Source organism: Methylorubrum podarium (genome assembly GCF_022179745.1).
GTDB lineage: Bacteria > Pseudomonadota > Alphaproteobacteria > Rhizobiales > Beijerinckiaceae > Methylobacterium > Methylobacterium podarium.
The window spans coordinates 1-17,887 of the sequence record NZ_BPRD01000190.1; the positions used below are offsets into that span (position 1 = coordinate 1).

Annotated in this window: 13 protein-coding genes and 2 pseudogenes; 8 read left to right on the forward strand and 7 right to left on the reverse strand. The window is 71.3% G+C overall.

Annotated elements, in window-relative coordinates:
- Positions 1-88: 88 nt before the first annotated feature.
- Complete coding sequence (locus tag MFF42_RS10375) at positions 89-3,820, reverse strand: vitamin B12-dependent ribonucleotide reductase (RefSeq protein WP_238255686.1); 3,732 nt, start codon at positions 3,818-3,820, stop codon at positions 89-91.
- Between the two features lie 523 nt (positions 3,821-4,343).
- On the opposite strand from MFF42_RS10375, the gene MFF42_RS10380 reads away from it, so the two are divergent.
- The 3 genes from MFF42_RS10380 (at position 4,344) to MFF42_RS10390 (ending at position 6,725) form a co-directional block, all read left to right on the forward strand.
- Positions 4,344-4,760 (forward strand): NADH:ubiquinone oxidoreductase subunit NDUFA12, encoded by a 417-nt coding sequence (locus MFF42_RS10380; RefSeq protein ID WP_238255687.1) that lies wholly within the window; start codon positions 4,344-4,346, stop codon positions 4,758-4,760.
- Positions 4,761-4,850: 90 nt separating this feature from the next.
- Positions 4,851-5,948, forward strand: coding sequence for an SMP-30/gluconolactonase/LRE family protein (locus MFF42_RS10385; protein ID WP_238255688.1), 1,098 nt, complete (start codon positions 4,851-4,853; stop codon positions 5,946-5,948).
- Positions 5,949-6,065: 117 nt separating this feature from the next.
- Positions 6,066-6,725 carry a DUF2155 domain-containing protein gene (locus tag MFF42_RS10390; protein ID WP_238255689.1) on the forward strand — a complete coding sequence of 220 codons (660 nt, stop codon included), beginning with the start codon at positions 6,066-6,068 and terminating at the stop codon, positions 6,723-6,725.
- Between the two features lie 10 nt (positions 6,726-6,735).
- Here the strand turns inward: MFF42_RS10390 and MFF42_RS10395 are convergent, their stop codons facing one another.
- On the reverse strand, positions 6,736-7,215 hold the full coding sequence (locus MFF42_RS10395) for a monooxygenase family protein (protein ID WP_238255690.1): 480 nt from the start codon (positions 7,213-7,215) through the stop codon (positions 6,736-6,738).
- A gap of 47 nt (positions 7,216-7,262) precedes the next feature.
- On the opposite strand from MFF42_RS10395, the gene MFF42_RS10400 reads away from it, so the two are divergent.
- On the forward strand, positions 7,263-7,886 hold the full coding sequence (locus MFF42_RS10400) for a TetR/AcrR family transcriptional regulator (RefSeq protein WP_238255691.1): 624 nt from the start codon (positions 7,263-7,265) through the stop codon (positions 7,884-7,886).
- 120 nt (positions 7,887-8,006) lie between these two features.
- Here MFF42_RS10400 and aat read toward each other — a convergent pair whose 3' ends face one another.
- Together aat and MFF42_RS10410 are read right to left on the reverse strand one after the other, a co-directional pair.
- Positions 8,007-8,681 (reverse strand): leucyl/phenylalanyl-tRNA--protein transferase, encoded by a 675-nt coding sequence (gene aat, locus MFF42_RS10405; protein WP_238255692.1) that lies wholly within the window; start codon positions 8,679-8,681, stop codon positions 8,007-8,009.
- A gap of 85 nt (positions 8,682-8,766) precedes the next feature.
- Positions 8,767-8,937 (reverse strand): annotated as a pseudogene (locus MFF42_RS10410) (acetyl-CoA carboxylase biotin carboxylase subunit); the annotation flags it as partial.
- A gap of 961 nt (positions 8,938-9,898) precedes the next feature.
- Here MFF42_RS10410 and MFF42_RS10415 point away from each other — a divergent pair.
- Entirely contained in the window at positions 9,899-11,476 is a 1,578-nt protein-coding gene (locus tag MFF42_RS10415) for an amidase (RefSeq protein ID WP_238255693.1), read from the forward strand.
- 162 nt (positions 11,477-11,638) lie between these two features.
- Positions 11,639-12,391, forward strand: coding sequence for a DeoR/GlpR family DNA-binding transcription regulator (locus tag MFF42_RS10420; RefSeq protein ID WP_238255694.1), 753 nt, complete (start codon positions 11,639-11,641; stop codon positions 12,389-12,391).
- Positions 12,392-12,622: 231 nt separating this feature from the next.
- On the opposite strand, the gene cydX is transcribed toward MFF42_RS10420, so the two are convergent.
- The 3 genes from cydX to MFF42_RS10435 all read right to left on the reverse strand — a co-directional run bounded on the left by cydX (position 12,623) and on the right by MFF42_RS10435 (position 15,617).
- Entirely contained in the window at positions 12,623-12,754 is a 132-nt protein-coding gene (gene cydX, locus MFF42_RS10425) for a cytochrome bd-I oxidase subunit CydX (protein ID WP_012453227.1), read from the reverse strand.
- A gap of 53 nt (positions 12,755-12,807) precedes the next feature.
- Complete coding sequence (gene cydB / locus MFF42_RS10430) at positions 12,808-13,962, reverse strand: cytochrome d ubiquinol oxidase subunit II (RefSeq protein ID WP_238255695.1); 1,155 nt, start codon at positions 13,960-13,962, stop codon at positions 12,808-12,810.
- A gap of 71 nt (positions 13,963-14,033) precedes the next feature.
- Positions 14,034-15,617, reverse strand: coding sequence for a cytochrome ubiquinol oxidase subunit I (locus tag MFF42_RS10435; protein ID WP_238255696.1), 1,584 nt, complete (start codon positions 15,615-15,617; stop codon positions 14,034-14,036).
- 99 nt (positions 15,618-15,716) lie between these two features.
- Between MFF42_RS10435 and MFF42_RS10440 the strand changes: the two genes are divergently transcribed.
- A complete protein-coding gene (locus tag MFF42_RS10440) occupies positions 15,717-17,354 on the forward strand; it encodes an ATP-binding cassette domain-containing protein (protein WP_238255697.1) in 1,638 nt (545 codons plus the stop codon).
- Positions 17,354-17,887 (forward strand): annotated as a pseudogene (locus tag MFF42_RS10445) (ATP-binding cassette domain-containing protein); the annotation flags it as partial. The gene MFF42_RS10440 and the pseudogene MFF42_RS10445, both read left to right, overlap by 1 nt.

The following is a 17,887-nucleotide window of genomic DNA, read 5'->3' on the forward strand; positions in this document are numbered from 1 at the left end:
CGATGCGCCCCTTCTTTCGTCACGATGAGGCTGGGCTCGTGCTCGAAGATGCCGCCGACGGCGACGATCTCCGAGGCGCCCTCATGGCTCAGGAGCAGCCCGTCGTGCTCCCGCAGGTGTCGCACTTCAGGCAGGTGCCGTTGCGGACCAGCGTGAAGTTCGCGCATTCCGGGCAGGCCTCGCCGACATAGCCCTTCATCTTCGCCTCGGCCCGCCGGTCCGCGACGCTGCGCTCGGCCTTGGGCTCCGGCTTGGCGAAGGGCAGCGTCTCGACGCTGCCGACGCTCTGCGGCTCCGCCTTCAGGGCGGTGGCGCCCCGCACCGCGTGGACCGTGCCGCCGGCCGGGGCCGTCTGGCCCGTGGCCGCCGCGGCCACCCCCATCGTGGCGCCGCCCGGGCCGCCCTGGATCAGGGTGAGCCGGTCGGCCGAGCCGCGCAGCAGGCCGCGGGAGACGATGGCCGAGGCCGCCGGAGCGGACTTGCCCGCTTCGCGGGTGGTGTCGCCCTCGCCGCCGCCGAGCACCGTGCCGCCGATCTCGGACGGGTTGACGTGGGCGAGATCGGTGCGGCCGAGATAGGACACGGCCAGCTCGCGGAAGACGTAGTCGAGCAGCGAGGTCGCGTTCTTGATCGCGTCGTTGCCCTGCACGAAGCCCGCCGGCTCGAAGCGGGTGAAGGTGAAGGCCTCGACGTATTCCTCCAGCGGCACGCCGTACTGGAGGCCGAGCGAGATCGCGATGGCGAAGTTGTTCATCAGGCTCCGGAAGGTCGCGCCTTCCTTGTGCATGTCGATGAAGATCTCGCCGAGGCGCCCGTCCTCGTACTCGCCGGTGCGCAGGTAGACCTTGTGCCCGCCGACGACCGCCTTCTGGGTGTAGCCCTTGCGGCGGTCCGGCATCTTTTCCCGCGAGCGGATGCGCTCGACCCGCTCGATCACCCGCTCGACGATCTTTTCCGCCGCCGCCGCCGCCTTGGCCGCCGCCGGGGCCTGGATGATCGCCTCAAGCGCGTCCTCCGCCTCGTCCTCGTCATCCGCGATCAGGGCGGCGTTGAGGGGCTGCGACAGCTTGGAGCCGTCGCGGTAGAGGGCGTTGGCCTTCAGCGCGAGGCGCCAGGACAGCAGGTAGGCCGCCTTGCAATCCTCCACCGTCGCGTCGTTCGGCATGTTGATGGTCTTGGAGATCGCCCCCGAGATGAAGGGCTGCGCCGCCGCCATCATGCGGATGTGGCTCTCGACCGAGAGGTAGCGCTTGCCCGTGCGGCCGCAGGGGTTGGCGCAGTCGAACACCGCGTAGTGCTCGCGCTTGAGGAAGGGCGCGCCCTCCAGCGTCATCGCCCCGCAGACATGGGTGTTGGCGGCCTCGATCTCCTTCTTCGAGAAGCCGAGGAACGGCAGCAGCTCGAAGGTCGGGTCGGCGAGCTTCTCCGCCGGCACCTTGAGGGTGTCCTTCAGGAAGTCGTCGCCGAGCGTCCAGCGGTTGAACACGAACTTGATGTCGAAGGCCGATTTCAGCCCGGCTTCGACCGCCGCGATCTTGTCATCCGAAAAACCTTTGGCGCGCAGCGAGCCGGGGTTGATCGCCGGGGCCTGGCCCATCGAGCCGTGGCCGACGGCGTAGGCCTCAATCTCGGCGATCTCGGCCTCGCGGTAGCCGAGCGCCCGCAGGGCGTCGGGGGCGGCTTGGTTGATGATCTTGAAGTAGCCGCCGCCGGCGAGCTTCTTGAACTTCACCAGGGCGAAGTCCGGCTCGATGCCGGTGGTGTCGCAATCCATCACGAGGCCGATCGTGCCGGTCGGCGCGATCACGGTGGCCTGCGCGTTGCGGTAGCCGTGCCGCTCGCCGAGCGCGAGCGCCCGGTCCCAGGCCGCGACGGCGTGGGCGCCGATGTCGTCCTGCGGGATGTTGGCGTGGTCGAGCGGCACGGGGGCGACGTTGAGCCCCTCGTAGCCCGTCGCCTCGCCGTGGGCGGCGCGGCGATGGTTGCGGATCACCCGCAGCATGTGGTCGGCGTTCTCAGGGTAGGCCTCGAAGGTGCCGAGCTCGGCCGCCATCTCGGCGGAGGTGGCGTAGGCCACGCCCGTCATGATCGCGGTGAGCGCGCCGGCGAGCGCCCGGCCCTTATCGGAGTCGTAGGGCAGGCCCATGGTCATCAAGAGGCCGCCGATATTGGCGTAGCCGAGGCCGAGCGTGCGGTACTTGTAGGAAAGCTCGGCGATCTCCTTCGAGGGGAACTGTGCCATCATCACCGAGATTTCGAGCACCACGGTCCAGAGCCGGTTGAGGTGCTCGAACGCCTGCGTGTCGAAGTGCTTGGTCTCGCGATCGTACATCGTCAGCAGGTTGGCGCTGGCGAGGTTGCAGGCCGTGTCGTCGAGGAACATGTACTCGGAGCACGGGTTCGAGGCCCGGATCCGCCCGCCGGTCGGGCAGGTGTGCCAGTCGTTCATCGTGGTGTTGAAGTGCAGGCCCGGATCGGCCGAGGCCCAGGCCGCCTCACCGATCTTCTCCCACAATTCGCGCGCCTTGACGGTCTTGGAGACCTTGCCGGTGGTGCGCGAGGTCAGGCTCCAGTCGCCGTCCGCCTCGACGGCGCGCAGGAACGTGTCCGTCAGCGAGACCGAGTTGTTGGAGTTCTGGCCGGCCACCGTGAGGTAGGCCTCCGAGTCCCAGTCGGTGTCGTAGACGGGGAACTCGATCTTGGTGAAACCCTGGCGGGCGAACTGGACGACGCGCTTGATGTAGGCGTCGGGCACCATCGCCTTGCGGGCGGCCTTGATCTCGCGCTTGAGAGCGGGGTTGCGCTCGGGGTCGAAGCAGGCGTCGCCTTCCGCCTCGCACTGGGTGCAGGCCTTCATCACCGCGGTCAGGTGCTTCGAGACGACCTTGGAGCCGGTCACCAGCGCGGCGACCTTCTGCTCCTCCTTCACCTTCCAGTCGATGAAGGCCTCGATATCGGGGTGGTCGATATCGACGATCACCATCTTGGCGGCGCGCCGCGTCGTGCCGCCGGACTTGATCGCACCCGCCGCCCGGTCGCCGATCTTGAGGAAGGACATCAGGCCGGACGACTTGCCGCCGCCGCCGAGCCGCTCGTTCTCGGCGCGCAGCATCGAGAAGTTCGAGCCGGTGCCGGAGCCGTACTTGAACAGGCGGGCCTCACGCACCCACAGGTCCATGATGCCGCCCTCGTTGACGAGGTCGTCCTGCACCGACTGGATGAAGCAGGCATGCGGCTGCGGGTGCTCGTAGGCGGTGGCCGACTTCGTCAGCACGCCGGTCTTCGGGTCGCAGTAGAAGTGGCCCTGGCTCGGCCCGTCGATGCCGTAGGCCCAGTGCAGGCCGGTGTTGAACCATTGCGGCGAGTTCGGCGCGACCATCTGGCGGGCGAGCATGAAGCGCAGCTCGTCCATGAAGGCCGCGGCGTCCTCCTCGGAGGAGAAATAGCCGCCCTTCCAGCCCCAGTAGGTCCAGCAGCCGGCGAGCCGGTCGAACACCTGGGTGGAGGAGATCTCGGAGACGAAGCGCTCGTCCTCCGGAAGCTCGGCGAGCGCCGCCTCGTCCGGCACGGAGCGCCAGAGGAAGGAGGGGACGCTGTTCTCCTCGATCTTCTTCAGGCGCGCGGGGACGCCGGCCTTGCGGAAGTATTTCTGGGCCAGCACGTCGGCGGCGACCTGGCTCCAGCTCTCGGGCACCGAGATGCCGGCGAGCCGGAAGACGACCGAGCCGTCCGGGTTGCGGATCTCGCTCACCGCCTCGCGGAAGGCGATGGACGCGTAGGGAGACTGGCCTGCCGTGGTGTAGCGCCGCTCGAACCGCATGAATCCCTCTCCCTCGGGGCCGAAGAGCCCCGTGCCGCGGTGCGAGCCGCGATGCCTGGATGAAAAGCCGGAACTTGCCCCGGCCGGTCCGTAGGCCCCCTGATTCCATCAGGCGGGGGCCTGTCCGTCATGCGGAAACAGGGTCTTTCGAGAACCCCGCCGAGCCGTCCGAAGCGATGCCCGAACCTTACGTCCGGGTGGCCATCTGCGTCAATAACTAGTGCCGGCTACCCGTGTTCCGCGCTAGATGTTGTGTTCTGCGCCATAAACCTGTGGATATCCGGAACGTCGCGCTAAGTGGCCTTTCGGCCTGATCGAATCCGCCGGGAAATTTTTTCGATTCACAGGCTGCGCGGGGCTCGGGATCGTCGTTAGCCGGGTTCGATAGGGTTAACGGCCGCACGAGACCGGGCGGGCGTGCCGAAAATGCGACAGCGCCGCAGGGCGCTGGACTCGCGCGCGCGTCACGACCATAACGGCGCGGCGACGGCGCCCGCGGACCCCGTCGCCCGCCGGAGGAACCATGGCCCTCAAGGACACGCTGCTGCGCATCTTCACGTGGTGGAACGGGCAGACGATGTCGCTCGCGCTCTACACGGCGCGCAGCGGGCATTTCGTCGGTTCCGACGAGCTCGGCAACAAGTACTACAAGGCGCAGGGCCCGCTCATCGACCGCTCGGTCGGCTCGGAGCGGCGCTGGGTGGTCTATAATGGCTACGCCGACGCCTCGCGCGTGCCGCCGGGCTGGCGGGCTTGGCTGTGCCACAACGGCGACGTCCCTCCGAGCGAGGAGGACTACACGCCGCGTGAGTGGCAGAAGCCCCACGAGGAGAACCTCACCGGCACGGCGGCCGCCTACCGGCCGAAGGGCTCGCAGCTCTCCTGGGGCGCACGCCCCGCCGCCACCGGCGACTACGTGCCGTGGACGCCGGGCGAGTAGACGGTTTCTCGTTTCCTTCGCCGGCTTGCCGGTGAACGGATCGGCGCGTCGGGCCTTGTCCCTCCATCGAAGGATGGAATGGGACGATCCATGCGAGCGACGATGGTGGCCCTGCTGCTGTGCCTCTCCGCGACGGCGGCGCGGGCGCAGGAGGCCGATGCCCAGGCGCAGGCCGAGCTGACGCCGGTCCTGAAATCGGAAAACCTCGTCTTCAACGGCATCACCCGCTCCAAGGACGGGCGGCTGTTCTCCCCCTTCCAGCGTCAGCAGAAGGACAAGGGGATCGAGCTCGGCGAGTGGGTGGACGGCAAGCCCGTGCCCTACCCGGATGCCGCCTGGAACAGCTGGAAGACCGGCGAGGACGCCGCCAAGGCTTTCGTCGGCGCCAACGCGATCCGCATCGGCCCGGACGGCGACCTCTGGGTGGTGGACAAGGGCGCGGCGGAACTCGGCGGGGCGCCCCTGCCCGGCGGGCCGAAGCTCGTCCAGATCGATCTGGCGGGCAACACGGTCCGCAAGGTCTTCCCCCTGGGGAAGGGGACCACGGACAAGAGCTTCATCGACGATTTCCGCTTCAACGGCCGCAAGGTCTACCTGACCGATGCCGGCCAGCCCGGGATCATCGTGCTCGACCTCGACGACGGCTCGCTCCGGCGCGTGCTCGACGGACATCCCTCCACGGTGTCGCAGCGCCCGCTCACCGGCGAGAACAAGGTGCTGCTCGACCCGAAGGACAAGCCGATCGCGATCCACGCCGACCAGCTCGAAGTCTCGCCGGACGGCAAGTGGTTCTACTATCAGGCCTGCCCCGGCCCGCTCTACCGCATCGAGACCAAGTGGCTCGACGATGCCGGGGTCAGCGACGCCGAGCGGGGCAAGCATGTGGCGCTGTTCGCCGCCACGGTCTCGACCGGCGGCACCGCGATCGATGCCGAGGGCAACATCTACGCCTCCGACACCGACAACCTGCGCATCCTGAAATTCGCCCCCGACGGCACGCAGAGCACGCTGGTGCAGGACCCGCGGCTCGTCTGGGGTGACGCGATGTGGATCGACGAGGAGGGCGGCCTGTGGATTCCGGCCGCGCAGATGAACCGCAGCAAGGCGATGAACGGCGGCACGTCGAAAATCGTCTTCCCGACCACGATCTTCCGCATGTCGATCGGCGCCAAGCCGGTGCGGAACTAGGGAATCGGCCAAGTCTCCATTTTTCCACCGCCGCCCTTTTTCGACCACCCTTACGGTGTTGGAACGGCCGGATCGTTTGCCGGCCGTGGCGGCCGGAGCCAGACTCAAGAGGGCGCCTTGAGCCGCATCCCCGCAACCGTTCTGCGCCGGACCGCGCTCGGCACGCTGGCGCTGATCCTGTCCGCGCTGCCGGCCTCCGCCGACAAGATCAAGAACCCGACGGCGGTGTTCTCCGGCCTCGACAAGATCACCGGCCGGATCGTGACCTTCGAGGTCTCCATCGACGAGACGGTGCAGTTCGGCGCCCTGCAGCTCACGCCGCGGGTCTGCTACTCGCGCCCGCCCACCGAGACGCCGAAGACCACGGCCTTCCTCGAAGTCGACGAGGTGACGCTCGACAGCAAGTACCGGCGCATCTTCACGGGCTGGATGTTCGCGTCGAGTCCGGGGCTCCACGCCATCGAGCACCCGATCTACGACGTGTGGCTGACCGATTGTAAGGGCGGCACCGACGTGATCGCCGAGGCGAAGGAGCAGGAGGACGTCCCCGCGCTCGCCTCCCGCCAGGAGAAGCCGAAGAAGAAGGGCGCGGACCCGACCAAGACGGCTCAACAGGTCAACCAGAACGGTCAGGTCGACGTCGAGGGCCCGCGCGGCGTGCCGGTCCAGCCCAAGCAGAAGCCCTCGCGAAAGTTCTTCCCGAACAACGAGGGCCCGGCGCCGGCCCCGCCGCCCCCGCGCGAGCCGCAATCGATCTTCGACGCGATCTTCCGGTAGAGCATCGTCCCTACGAGGCCAGCCGCTGCCGCGAGGTCATGAACGGCCCCTGCGGCTGGCGGGCGGCGGCGAAGGTGCCGAGCCCGACCGGGCGGGGCATGCCGACATAGATCGCCTCCATGCCGCCGGAGAGACGGTAGGCTTCGTGCCAGAAGCCGTTCCCGGCGGAATCGCGGCCGAAATCCCGCCACCACGTCTTGTGCGGATCCGAGCGGGTGAAGCTCTCCAGGCTCTCCAGATCGCGCCAATACTGCCGCATGCCGATATGGTTGAGGCCGTAGACGAGGTTCTCGTGCGCGAGCAGCCCGTCGGGCATCTCCCGCTGCACCTGCGACAGGCCGCGCCCGATGCCGAGCAGCGCCTTCAGGCCCCGCAGCCGGCCGACCCGGAAGCCGAGATAGACCACCACGAGGCCGGGATAGGCCGAGAGATCGACCGAGTCCCGCCGGGGCCGGCCGCTCCCGGTCGCTTGCTCATCCGCGGTCTGCATGGCATCCACTCCATGTTTACGGTGTAATCATAGGCGCGCTGCTTACAGTGTCAACATCGCGGGGAGAACCGAATCCGGCCAAGGGCGGCTACCATCACGGCGAGCTGCGCGAGGCTCTGGTCGCGGCCGGGCTGTCGATCCTGGAGGAGGGGGGTGAAGCGGCCTCGCTCGGCCTGCGCGAGACCGCGCGCCGGGCGGGCGTGTCGGCGATGGCGCCCTACCGGCACTTCCCCGATAAGGATGCCCTGCTCGCCGCGGTGGCCGTCGTCGGCTTCGAGCGGCTGCGCGCGGCCTTGGAGGCGGCCGACCGGGGTGGGGCGGGGTCGGGACGCGAAGCCCTCTACGCGCAGGGGGCGGCCTATGTCACCTTCGCCTCCGCGCAGCCCGGCCTGTTCCGCTTGATGTTCGGCGGCGCGCGGTCCGGCGGCGGAGCCCGGCCCCCGGCGCTGTGCGACGCCTCCGCCGCGGCCTACGCGGTGCTGTCGGAGCGGGTCGCCACGCTGGTGCCGGCCGCCGAAGCGGCCGACGAAGCCCTGCGGTCCTGGGCCCTGGTCCACGGCATCGCGTCGCTCGTCATCGACGGCCTGCTCGGCGAGCCCGTGCGCACGGACCCGCGGGCGGCCGCAGCCCTCGCCGATCGCCTGGTGCGGCTCGAACCGATTCCCGGCTGAAGACAATCGGGATTCCAAAGGGATCATCCCTTTGGCGGGGCGCCGGGGCAGAGCCCCGGCTTCCCTTCAACAGGGCTCCGCCCTGGACCCGCGAAAGGGCTCGCCCTTTCGAAACCCGGATTAGGCCTGCTCTGCGCCGACCCCGAGGGCGGCCAGGGCCTCGGCGCCGCGAAACACCCGGTCCGGCGGACCCCACTCGGCCTGCTCGGCGATCGCGACGGCGAGCTGGCGCTTGTAGATGTGGCGCGGCACCTCCTCGACGCCGAACTGGCTCAGGTGATCGGTGAGGAACTGCGTGTCGGCGAGCCGGTAGCCGCCCGCGCGGAGCCGCGCGACGAGATGGACCAGGGCGACCTTCGAGGCGTCGCGCACCTCGTGGAACATGCTCTCGCCGAAGAAGGCCGCCCCGAGCGAGACGCCGTAGAGGCCGCCCGCGAGACGCCCCTCGTGGTAGACCTCGATCGTGTGGCAGTGGCCGAGATCGAACAGCGCGCCGTAGAGGTCGCGGATGCGGGCGTTGATCCAGGTGCGGGCCGTGTCGCGGCGGGGGGCGGCGCAGCCGTCGATCACCGCGTCGAAATCCCGGTCGCTCACCACCTCGAACAGATCCGAGCGCACGGTGCGGGCGAGGCGCCGGGGCACGTGGAAGCGGTCGAGGGGCAGCACGCCGCGGGCACGGGGCTCGACCCAGTAGATCGTCGGATCGTCCGCATCCTCGGCCATCGGGAAGATCCCGGCGGCGTAGGCCTTGAGCAGGATGTCGGGCGTGATGTCCACGGGATGCCTGTCGTGCATCGGAGCGTTGTCGCGCGCTCCGGGCGCCGACACCAGCCGTCAGGAGGAAGCAGGCGTGACGGGACACGCCGGCCGTCCCATCCTCTCAGCGCCGCGGCTCGACGCCGGCCAGTTCCTCGCGGGCGAGGAAGCTTTCGAGCCAGTGGATGTCGTAGAGACCGTTCTGGACGTCGGTGTTGCGCACCAGCGTCCGGAACAGCGGCAGCGTCGTGTCGATGCCATCGACCACGAACTCGTCGAGCGCCCGGCGCAGGCGCGGGCCGATCTCGAGGAAGGCGGGGCCGGCGCGAAGCTGGATCCGGTCGGCCCGGCCCGGCATCCCCAGGGACAGGATGACGTCGAAGGGCGCCGTCTCGTCGCCGTCGTTGGTGGCGATGACGATCTCGGCGTTGCGCGCCCGCGCGAACCAGGGCTGGCGGGCGACGCTGCTGCCGACCCTTCGCGGATCGGCGGCGGCCCGCACGCTCCCGTCCGGACCGATCAGGGCGGCATCCCCGTAGCGCGGGTTGAGCGCGAGCCAGTCCCGCAACAGGGCCGCGCGCTCGGCCTCGCTCAGGGCCGGATCGCCGGGACGCAGCAGCAGGGCGAGGGTCCGCGCATCGGCGACGCCGCCGTGCAGCTCCGCATCGACCGCCTCGGCGAAGGCCCGCGCGCCGGTCTGGGCGATCCGCTGCGCCCCGTCCGTGGCCGGGCCGGCGCCGATCACGGCGGTCCCGATCCAGGCGAGCAGAAGCGCCGCCGCCGCGATCAGGGCGAGCTGGACCGCGTTCAGCACCTTGAGCGAGATCCGGACGGAATCCAGCATACGGGGGCTCCGCCGGCCCAGCCGGCCGGCCGCAGGGGACCGGGATTGGCATGCCTGCCCTATAGGGGAGGGCGGTTTACGTTTAAGGGCCGGTTAACGCGGGCCGCATTCGCCGCCGCCCGCCGAGGCGCTCCCTCGGGCGGACCGCGCCGCGCGCGGAACCGCGCGCGAAAAAAGCGTCCGCTCGGCCGGCCGTGCCCCGAATCGGGCGACGCCCCGGCCGAGCCCGTTCCGAGGGATTTGTGGGTTTTGTGGCATGGCCCTTGCCAGAAGGCTCGCGCCGGCCGTGAGAACCGGTGACGGCGAGCACGCGAGTCCCCGCTCAAGCCCCCGCGCGGACGATCCGCGTGAGCGATTCCAACGGGACGGAATCGGCCTCGCCGTCTTCAAAGTTGCGGAGCGCGAGATCGAGATGAACGCATTGGCCCTTTCCGTCACCCCCGAGGCGGCCGAGGACGCCCTGGCGGCGCAGTTGATCGAGATGACGGTCGAGGATTGCCAGCGCGCCTTCGCCGAGGGCCGCGTCACCGCCGAGGCGCTGGCGGCGGCCTTCCTGGCCCGGATCGAGACCTACAACCCGCGCTACAAGGCGCTGATCGTGATGAATCCGCGGGCACTCGACGACGCCCGCGCCATCGATGCCCGCCGCGCCGCGGGCGAGAAGCTGGGACCGCTCGCCGGGGTGCCGGTCGTCATCAAGGACACGATGGACATGGCCGGCCTGCCGAGCACCGGCGGCTGGCACTTCCTCAGCGCCGAGGCCGGCGGCGTCGACCTGATCCCGGCGACCGACGCGCCGGTGACGGCGCGGATGCGCGCGGCCGGCTGCGTCATCCTCGGCAAGACCAACGTGCCGGTGCTGAGCCATACCGGCAGCCACGCCAACGATAGCTGGGCCGGCCCCACCCTCAACCCGGCGGCGCCCGACCGCATCCCCGGCGGGTCGAGCGCCGGCACCGCCACGGCGGTGGCCGCGAGCCTCGCCGTGCTGGGGCTCGCCGAGGAGACCGGCGGCTCGATCCAGAACCCGGCCTCGGCGCAGGGCCTGGTCGGCATCAAGCCGAGCTTCGGCCTGGTGCCGAATGCCGGCGTGATGCCGCTCGCCGGCAGCACCCGCGACGTGGTCGGGCCGATCGCCCGCTGCGTGCGCGACGCCGCGCTCACCCTCGACGCGCTCGCCGGCTACACCGCCGCCGACCCCAAGACCGTGGCCGGCATCGGCAAGCGCCCGGCCGGAGGCTACGCGGCGGGCCTCGACGCGGGCGCGCTGGCGGGCAAGCGCCTCGGCCTCTACGGACCCGGCTGGCGCGACCTGCCGCTCTCGGAGGAGGCCACCGCCCTCTACGCCCGCGCGCAAGCCGAGCTCGAAGCGGCCGGCGCCACCGTGGTGGCCGATCCCTTCTCCGGCACGGGCTTCGCCGCCATCGCCGAGCCGACGCCGGGCCTCGTCTACTTCGACGCCCGCGGCTTCGAATCCGCGCCCTACGACCTCCAGCTCTACCTGGAACGGATGGGGCCGGACGTGGCGATCCGCAGCTTCGCCGCGTTCAGCGAGGCCACCAAGGCCGAGGACGCCTTCGCGCCCGGCGGCGTGCTGCACCCGATCACCAACCTGCGCGGGCTCGCCGCCTGCCTCGCCGACCCGGCGAGCCCGCCCGACCTCTCGGACTTCCTCGCCGCCCGCGAGGCCTATCTCGCCCTGTTCGACCGGGTGATGGCGGAGCACGAACTCGACGCCCTGGTCTTCCCGCAGATGCGGGCGGAGCTGCCGCCGCTGCACGGGCCGGGCACGCTGCTGGAGACCACGGTCTGCGAGATCAACATCGCCGGCCTGCCGGGGGTGACGCTGCCGGCGGGCGCCTACGCCTCCGGCTCGCCGTTCAACCTGATCTTCGTCGGCCGGATGTGGAGCGAGGGCGACCTCCTCGCCTACGCCTACGCCTACGAGCAGGCGACGCATCACCGCCTCGCCCCGGCCCTCGACGCCTGAACCCTCGCGATCGGAACGAGAGCCCGCCCGGCCCTTGCCGGGCGGGCTTTCAGTGGAGGGCGTGCATGGGGTGGTTCTCGCGCCCTGTGCACGTCTTGGAAATTGTACGCGACCGGTCCGTGTCCGCGGCGCTATCCTGAGCGCAAAGGGGACAGGGCCGGGATGCTGACCGATCATCGCCACGAGGAGATCCTCTCGCAGCTCGCGCAGACCGGGCGCGTCGGCGTCACCAGCATCGCCGCCGCCCTGGCGGTCTCCGACGAGACGATCCGGCGCGACCTGAAGATGCTGGAGGAGCGCGGGCTGCTGCGGCGCATCCACGGCGGCGCGGTTCGCCCGCGCCTCGATCAGGAGCGGCCGCTCACCGAGCGCAGCGGGCTCAACAGCCGCGAGAAGGGCCGCGTCGCCGCGCTGGCCGAGGGGCTGGTCGAGGACGGCATGTCGATCTTCATCGACACCGGAACCACCACGCTGGCGCTGGCCCGGCGGCTCACCACCCGCAAGCTCACGGTGACGACGAATTCGATCGACCTCGCGCTGCTGCTCGCCGACAGCCCGGCACGGGTGAACCTGACGCCGGGCCGGCTGCGGCCGAACGACAACGCGCTGGTCGGCTACGACACCGTGGACTACGCGAGGCGCCACTTCTTCGACCTCGCGATCATGGGCATCGCCGCCTGCGACCTCGCCCAGGGCTGGATGGACTACGAGGAGCACGAATCCGTCCTGCGCCGGGCGCTGCGGGGCCAGACGCGGCGGGCGGTGCTGCTGGCCGATTCCCGCAAGTTCGGGCGCCAGGCCAACCTCCAGACCTTCGACCTCGCCGTGCCGCTCACCGTGGTGACCGACCGGCCGCCGCCCGAGCCCTTCGCCGACCGCCTCAGGCGGCACGACATCGATCTGATCTGCGGCTGAGGGCCATTTCGTCTGAGGTGTTCTGGCACGCTCCCCGCCCCTCATGCTGAGGCGCCGAGCGGCAGCTCGGCCTCGAAGCACGCCCGAACGGTCGATCCCAGGGCACCGGTCTGTCGGGAGAGGCGGCGCGGCGTGCTTCGAGGCTCGCGTGCCGCGAGCGCCTTAGCATGAGGATCGTGGTGATCGCTGGAACGGATCGGTCACACCGGCTCCGAGACCGGTCACGACGCCTCACGGGGTCGGCAGCGTCGGCGTGACCTCGGGCGGGGTCTCGCGCACGGCGCGCAGCTCGTACCAGAGGGCGTTGAGCACGCCGACCGCAGCGGCCAGTCCGAGGCCGAGGATCCAGGCGAAATACCACATCGTCGCGATTCCCGAGGCGAGAGGAGGCCCCGGCGGCGCCGGGGCCGGGAGCGTCAGTAGGCGGCCGAGCCGGGGGCGGTGACGTCGCGGTCCGAGACCTTGCCCCACAGCACCCGGTAGACCCAGGCGGTGTAGGCGAGGATGATCGGCAGGAAGATCACCGTCGCGATCAGCATGTTGCGCAGGGTCGCCCGGCTGGAGGAGGCGTCGAACACGGTGAGCGCGTGGCCCGGATGCGTGCTCGAGGGCAGGATCACCGGGAACATCGACAGGCCGACGGTGGCGATGATGCAGGCGATGCCGAGGCTGGAGGCCAGGAAGGTCAGCCCCTCGTGCCGGGCGCGGAAGCCCAGAGCCGCGAGCAGCGGGCCTAGGATGCCGAGGAGCGGCACCAGGGCGAGCGCCGGAGAGGTCCGGAAGTTGGCGAGCCACGCGCCCGCATCCGCCACGACCTCCTTGGTCAGCGGGTTGGACGGGCCGTCGCCGGGCAGCGGCGTCACCACCCGGTAGCCGCCGAAGGCCCCGGCCCAGACGAGGAGGCCGCCGAGGGCGAACAGGGCGGCGGTGGCGAGCGCTGCCTTCAGCCCGATGGCGCGGGCGCGCTCGGCGACGGGTCCCTCGGCCTTGAAGGCGAGCCACGCCGCGCCGTGCGCCACCAGCATCGCCAGGGAGACGAGGCCGCAGAGCAGCGCCAGCGGGTTGAGCAGGCCGAGGAGTCCGCCGCCGTAGATCGGGCGAAGGTCGCCGGTGAAGTGGAAGGGTACGCCCTGGAGCACGTTGCCGACGGCGACGCCGAAGATCAGGGCCGGCACCGCGCCGCCGACGAACAGCGCCCAGTCCCAGCGCGCGCGCCAGGCCGCACCCTCCCGCTTCGAGCGGTACTTGAACGCCACCGGCCGCAGGATCAGGGCGAGCAGCACCAGGAACATGGCGAGGTAGAAGCCGGAGAAGCTCAGCGCGTAGAGCGCCGGCCACGCGGCGAAGATCGCGCCGCCGCCGAGCACCAGCCAGACCTGGTTGCCTTCCCAGGTGGCGGAGACGGTGTGGATCGCGACCCGCCGCTCGACGTCGGTGCGGCCGACGAAGGGCAGCAGGGCGCCGACGCCGAGATCGAAGCCGTCGGTGAGGGCGAAGCCGATCAGCAGCACGCCGAGCAGCACCCACCAGATCAGGCGGAGACTTTCGTAGTCCGAGAGAAGGGCGAGCATGGGCAGGAACTCCTCGAGGGAGGGGCCGGCGCGACGGCGAGGGCCGCCGGCGCCGGAGGGAGAGGGGAGGGCTACTCGGCGGCGACGAGGCCGGCATCGGTCCGGCGCCCGCCGGGGAAGAGGGCGGCCGGGTCCTCGGCGAGCGTCTCGGGTCCCTTGGCGATGGCCCGCAGCATCAGCTGCACCTCGATCACCGCGAGGACGCCGTAGACCAGGGTGAAGCCGACGATGGTGGTGACGAGCGAGGCCACCCCGAGTTCGGAGGTCGCGAGCGCCGTCGGCAGCACGCCCTCGATGATCCAGGGCTGGCGGCCGAACTCGGCGACGAACCAGCCGAACTCGATCGCGATCCAGGGCAGCGGCAGGGCCAGCAGCGCGGCCCGGAACAGCCAGCGCGGCGCCTCGGCCTCGCGGGCCGTGTACCAGAGCGCGGCCCCGAACAGGGCGATCAGGAGGAAGCCGCAGGCCACCATCGCCCGGAAGGTGAAGAACAGCGAGGGCACGTGCGGCACGGTGGACCACGCCGCCCGGTCGATGTCCGCGTCGGTCGCCTTCAGCGGGTCGCCGATCAGCGGCTTGAGGAGCTGCGCGTAGCCGAGATCCTGCTGCGTCCGGGCGAACTCTTCGCGGGCCGCCGCATCCGTGCGGTCGGCCTTGATCCGCTCCAGCGCGGCGTAGGCGACGAGGCCGTTGCGGATCCGGTCCTTGGCGTGCGCGACGAGTTCGGTGATCCCGGGGATCTCGGTCGTCAGCGAGCGGGTGCCGATCAGGCCCATCGCGTAGGGGATGTGGAGCGCGTAGCGGGTGGTGCGGCTCTCCAGATCCGGGATGCCGACAGCGGTGAAGGCGGCGGGCGCGGCTTCCGTGTGCCACATCGCCTCCATGGCGGCGAGCTTCATCTTCTGGTGGTCGGTGACGGCGTAGCCGCTCTCGTCGCCCAGCACGACGACGCTCAGCGCCGAGGCCAGCCCGAAGGCCGCCGCGATGGCGAAGGAGCGCTTGGCGAGTTCGAGGTGCCGGCCCCGCAGGATGTAGAAGGCCGAGACGCCGAGCACGAAGACCGCGCCGCAGACATAGCCGGCCGAGACCGTGTGGACGAACTTCGCCTGCGCCACCGGATTGAGGATCACGGCGGCGAAGTCGGTCACCTCCATGCGCATCGTGTCGGGGTTGAAGGCGGAGCCGACCGGGTTCTGCATCCAGCCGTTGGCGATCAGGATCCAGAGCGCCGAAAAATTCGTGCCGAGCGCCATCAGCCACGTGACGACGCAGTGGGTCAGCGCCGTGAGCTTGTCCCAGCCGAAGAAGAACAGCCCGACGAAGGTCGCCTCCAGGAAGAAGGCCATCAGGCCCTCGATGGCGAGCGGGGCCCCGAACACGTCGCCGACATAGTGCGAGTAGTAGGCCCAGTTCATGCCGAACTGGAACTCCATGGTCAGGCCGGTGGCGACGCCCAGCGCGAAGTTGATCCCGAACAGGAGGCCCCAGAACTTGGTCATGTCGCGCCAGATCTTGCGGCGCGTCATGACGTAGACCGTCTCCATCATGGCCACGAGGATCGAGAGTCCGAGCGTCAGCGGCACGAACAGGAAGTGGTACATCGCCGTCAGCGCGAATTGCAGGCGCGACAGATCGACGAGCAGCGGATCGGTCATGGGAGGCTCCTTGTCCGATCCTGCCTCTCGCGCCGCCGCGCCGCCGCGGCCTTGACGCAGATCAAAGCCGCCCCGGCGGCTTGAGCCGCACAAGGCGGCATGACCCGACGATCCCTCCGCGCCCGACCCGCCTCTTCCGAACCCGCGGCGCTCGTCCTCGCCCGCGGGGCGGCGCGGGCCGGCGTGTCACGCGTCCACGGGCTCCAGGCCCTGCGCTGCGCCGTCACCCTCGGGCTCGCCGTGGCGCTGGCCCGGCTCGCCGGCGCGCTGATCGAGACCGGCGGCCTCGACGGGCTCGCGCTCGGCCTCGCCGGGGTCTGCCTCCTCGCCGGGGCCGGCCTCGGATACGCGATCGAGACGCGGGGGGGCGCCCTGGAGGCCGAGGTCGCCGCCGCGCTCCTCGATGCCGCCGAGGCGCGGCTCGCCGCCATGCCGGCGCGGGCCGCCGCCGACCTGCCGCGGGGCGCGGTGATCGCCGGCTTGCAGCGGCACCCGGCGGCGCTCGCCCGCCTCGTCGTCGGCCATGCCGCGGCGCGGCGGATGATGGGGCTCGGGCCGGTGCTGACGGCGGGCGCGCTCGCCCTCGTCTCGTGGCAGGCGGCTCTGGCGCTGCTCCTCGCGACGCCGGTGATGATCGTGTTCTTCGCCCTCGTCGGCGGCATGATCCGCGACCGGGCCGCGGCGCAGGAGGCGGCGCTCGGGCGGCTTGCCACCCAGTTCGCCGACCGGGTGCGGACCCTGCCGACGATCCTCTCCGCCCACGGCCTGTCCCGCGAGACGGACAAGCTCGACCGGCGGCTCCGGGCCTATGCCGACGGCACCATGGGCGTGCTGGCGGTCGCCTTCCTCAACGCGGGCGTGCTCGACTTCTTCGCTTCGCTGGCCATCGCGATCCTGGCGGTGTTCCTCGGGCTCGGCCATCTCGGGCTCGCCGAGGTGCCGGGTTTCGCGCATCTGGCGCTGTGGCAGAGCCTGCTGATCCTGCTGCTCGCGCCCGAATACTTCCTGCCGTTCCGCCGCTACGCCGAGCTCTACCACGCCAAGGCGGAGGGCGAGGCCGCGGCCGCTTCGCTCGCCTGGGTCTTCGCGGAAGACGCCGAGACGGCCCGGGAACGCGGTCCGGTCCTCGCGGTGCCGGGCGCCCGCGGCCTCGTCCTGCCCCATGCCGGGCCCGTCGCCGATTTCGATCTGCCGGAGACCGGCCTCGTCGCCCTGACCGGGCCGAGCGGCGCCGGCAAATCGACCCTGCTGCGGGTGCTCGCCGGCGTCGAGGCGCCGCTCGCCGGGGCCGTGCGCCTTCCGGGGCCGGGCCTGCGGGCGACCTGGGTCTCCCTCGATACGCCGATCCCGGCCGGCACGCTCGCTGCCGCGATCGCCGACGGCACGCCCGCGACGCCGGAAGCCGTGGCCGCCGCCGCCGCATCCCTCGGCCTCGGCGACGACCCGCACTGGCCCGGCGGCCTCGACGCCCCCGTGCGGGCAGGCGCCGAAAACCTCTCCGGCGGCCAGCGGGTCCGGGTCGCCGTGGCGCGCCTGCTGCTGCGGCCGGGCACCGGCTTCTGCGACGAGCCGACCGCCAAGCTCGATCCCGCGAACGCCGCGCGGGTGCGCCACGCCCTGGCCCGCGCCGCCCGCACCCGCCTCGTCGTCGTGGCGACCCACGACCCGATCCTCGCAGCGATGGCCGACCGGCGCATCGCCCTCGGGGCCCCCCTTTCCGAGAGGCAGGCCGCGTGATGCGCACCCGCTCCGAGACGACGCGCACCGGCTCCGGCCGCGCCGACACGACCCGAGCCTGGACCCTCGCCTTCGCCCTCGCGGCGCTGGCGCTCGCGGCGAACCTCGCGCTCGCCGGCACCGCCGTGACCTTCCTGGCGGCGGTAGCCCTGGCCGGTGCCGGGCCGGCGGCCTTCGCCTTCAACTTCCACCACCCCGCCGCCCTGGTGCGCCTGTTCGCGCTGCTGCGCACCGGCGCGCGCTACGGCGAGCGCATGGCCGGCCACCGCGCTGCCCTGAGCGATCAGGTCCGCCGCCGCGCCGGCCTGTTCGCGGCGCTCGCGCGGGCGCCGGAGAGCCGCGGCGCCGGCTGGCAGCTCGGACGCCCGGAGCGGCTCGCCGACTTCATCGACGACGTGGCCGATCTCGACTACGCCCGGCTGCGCGTCGGCTTTCCCCTCGCCATCACCGGTGCGGCGCTCGCCGGCCTCGTGCTCGCCACCGCCTTCGTCGCGCCGCCGGCGCTCCCCGCCGTCGCCGCGCTCGCCCTGGCC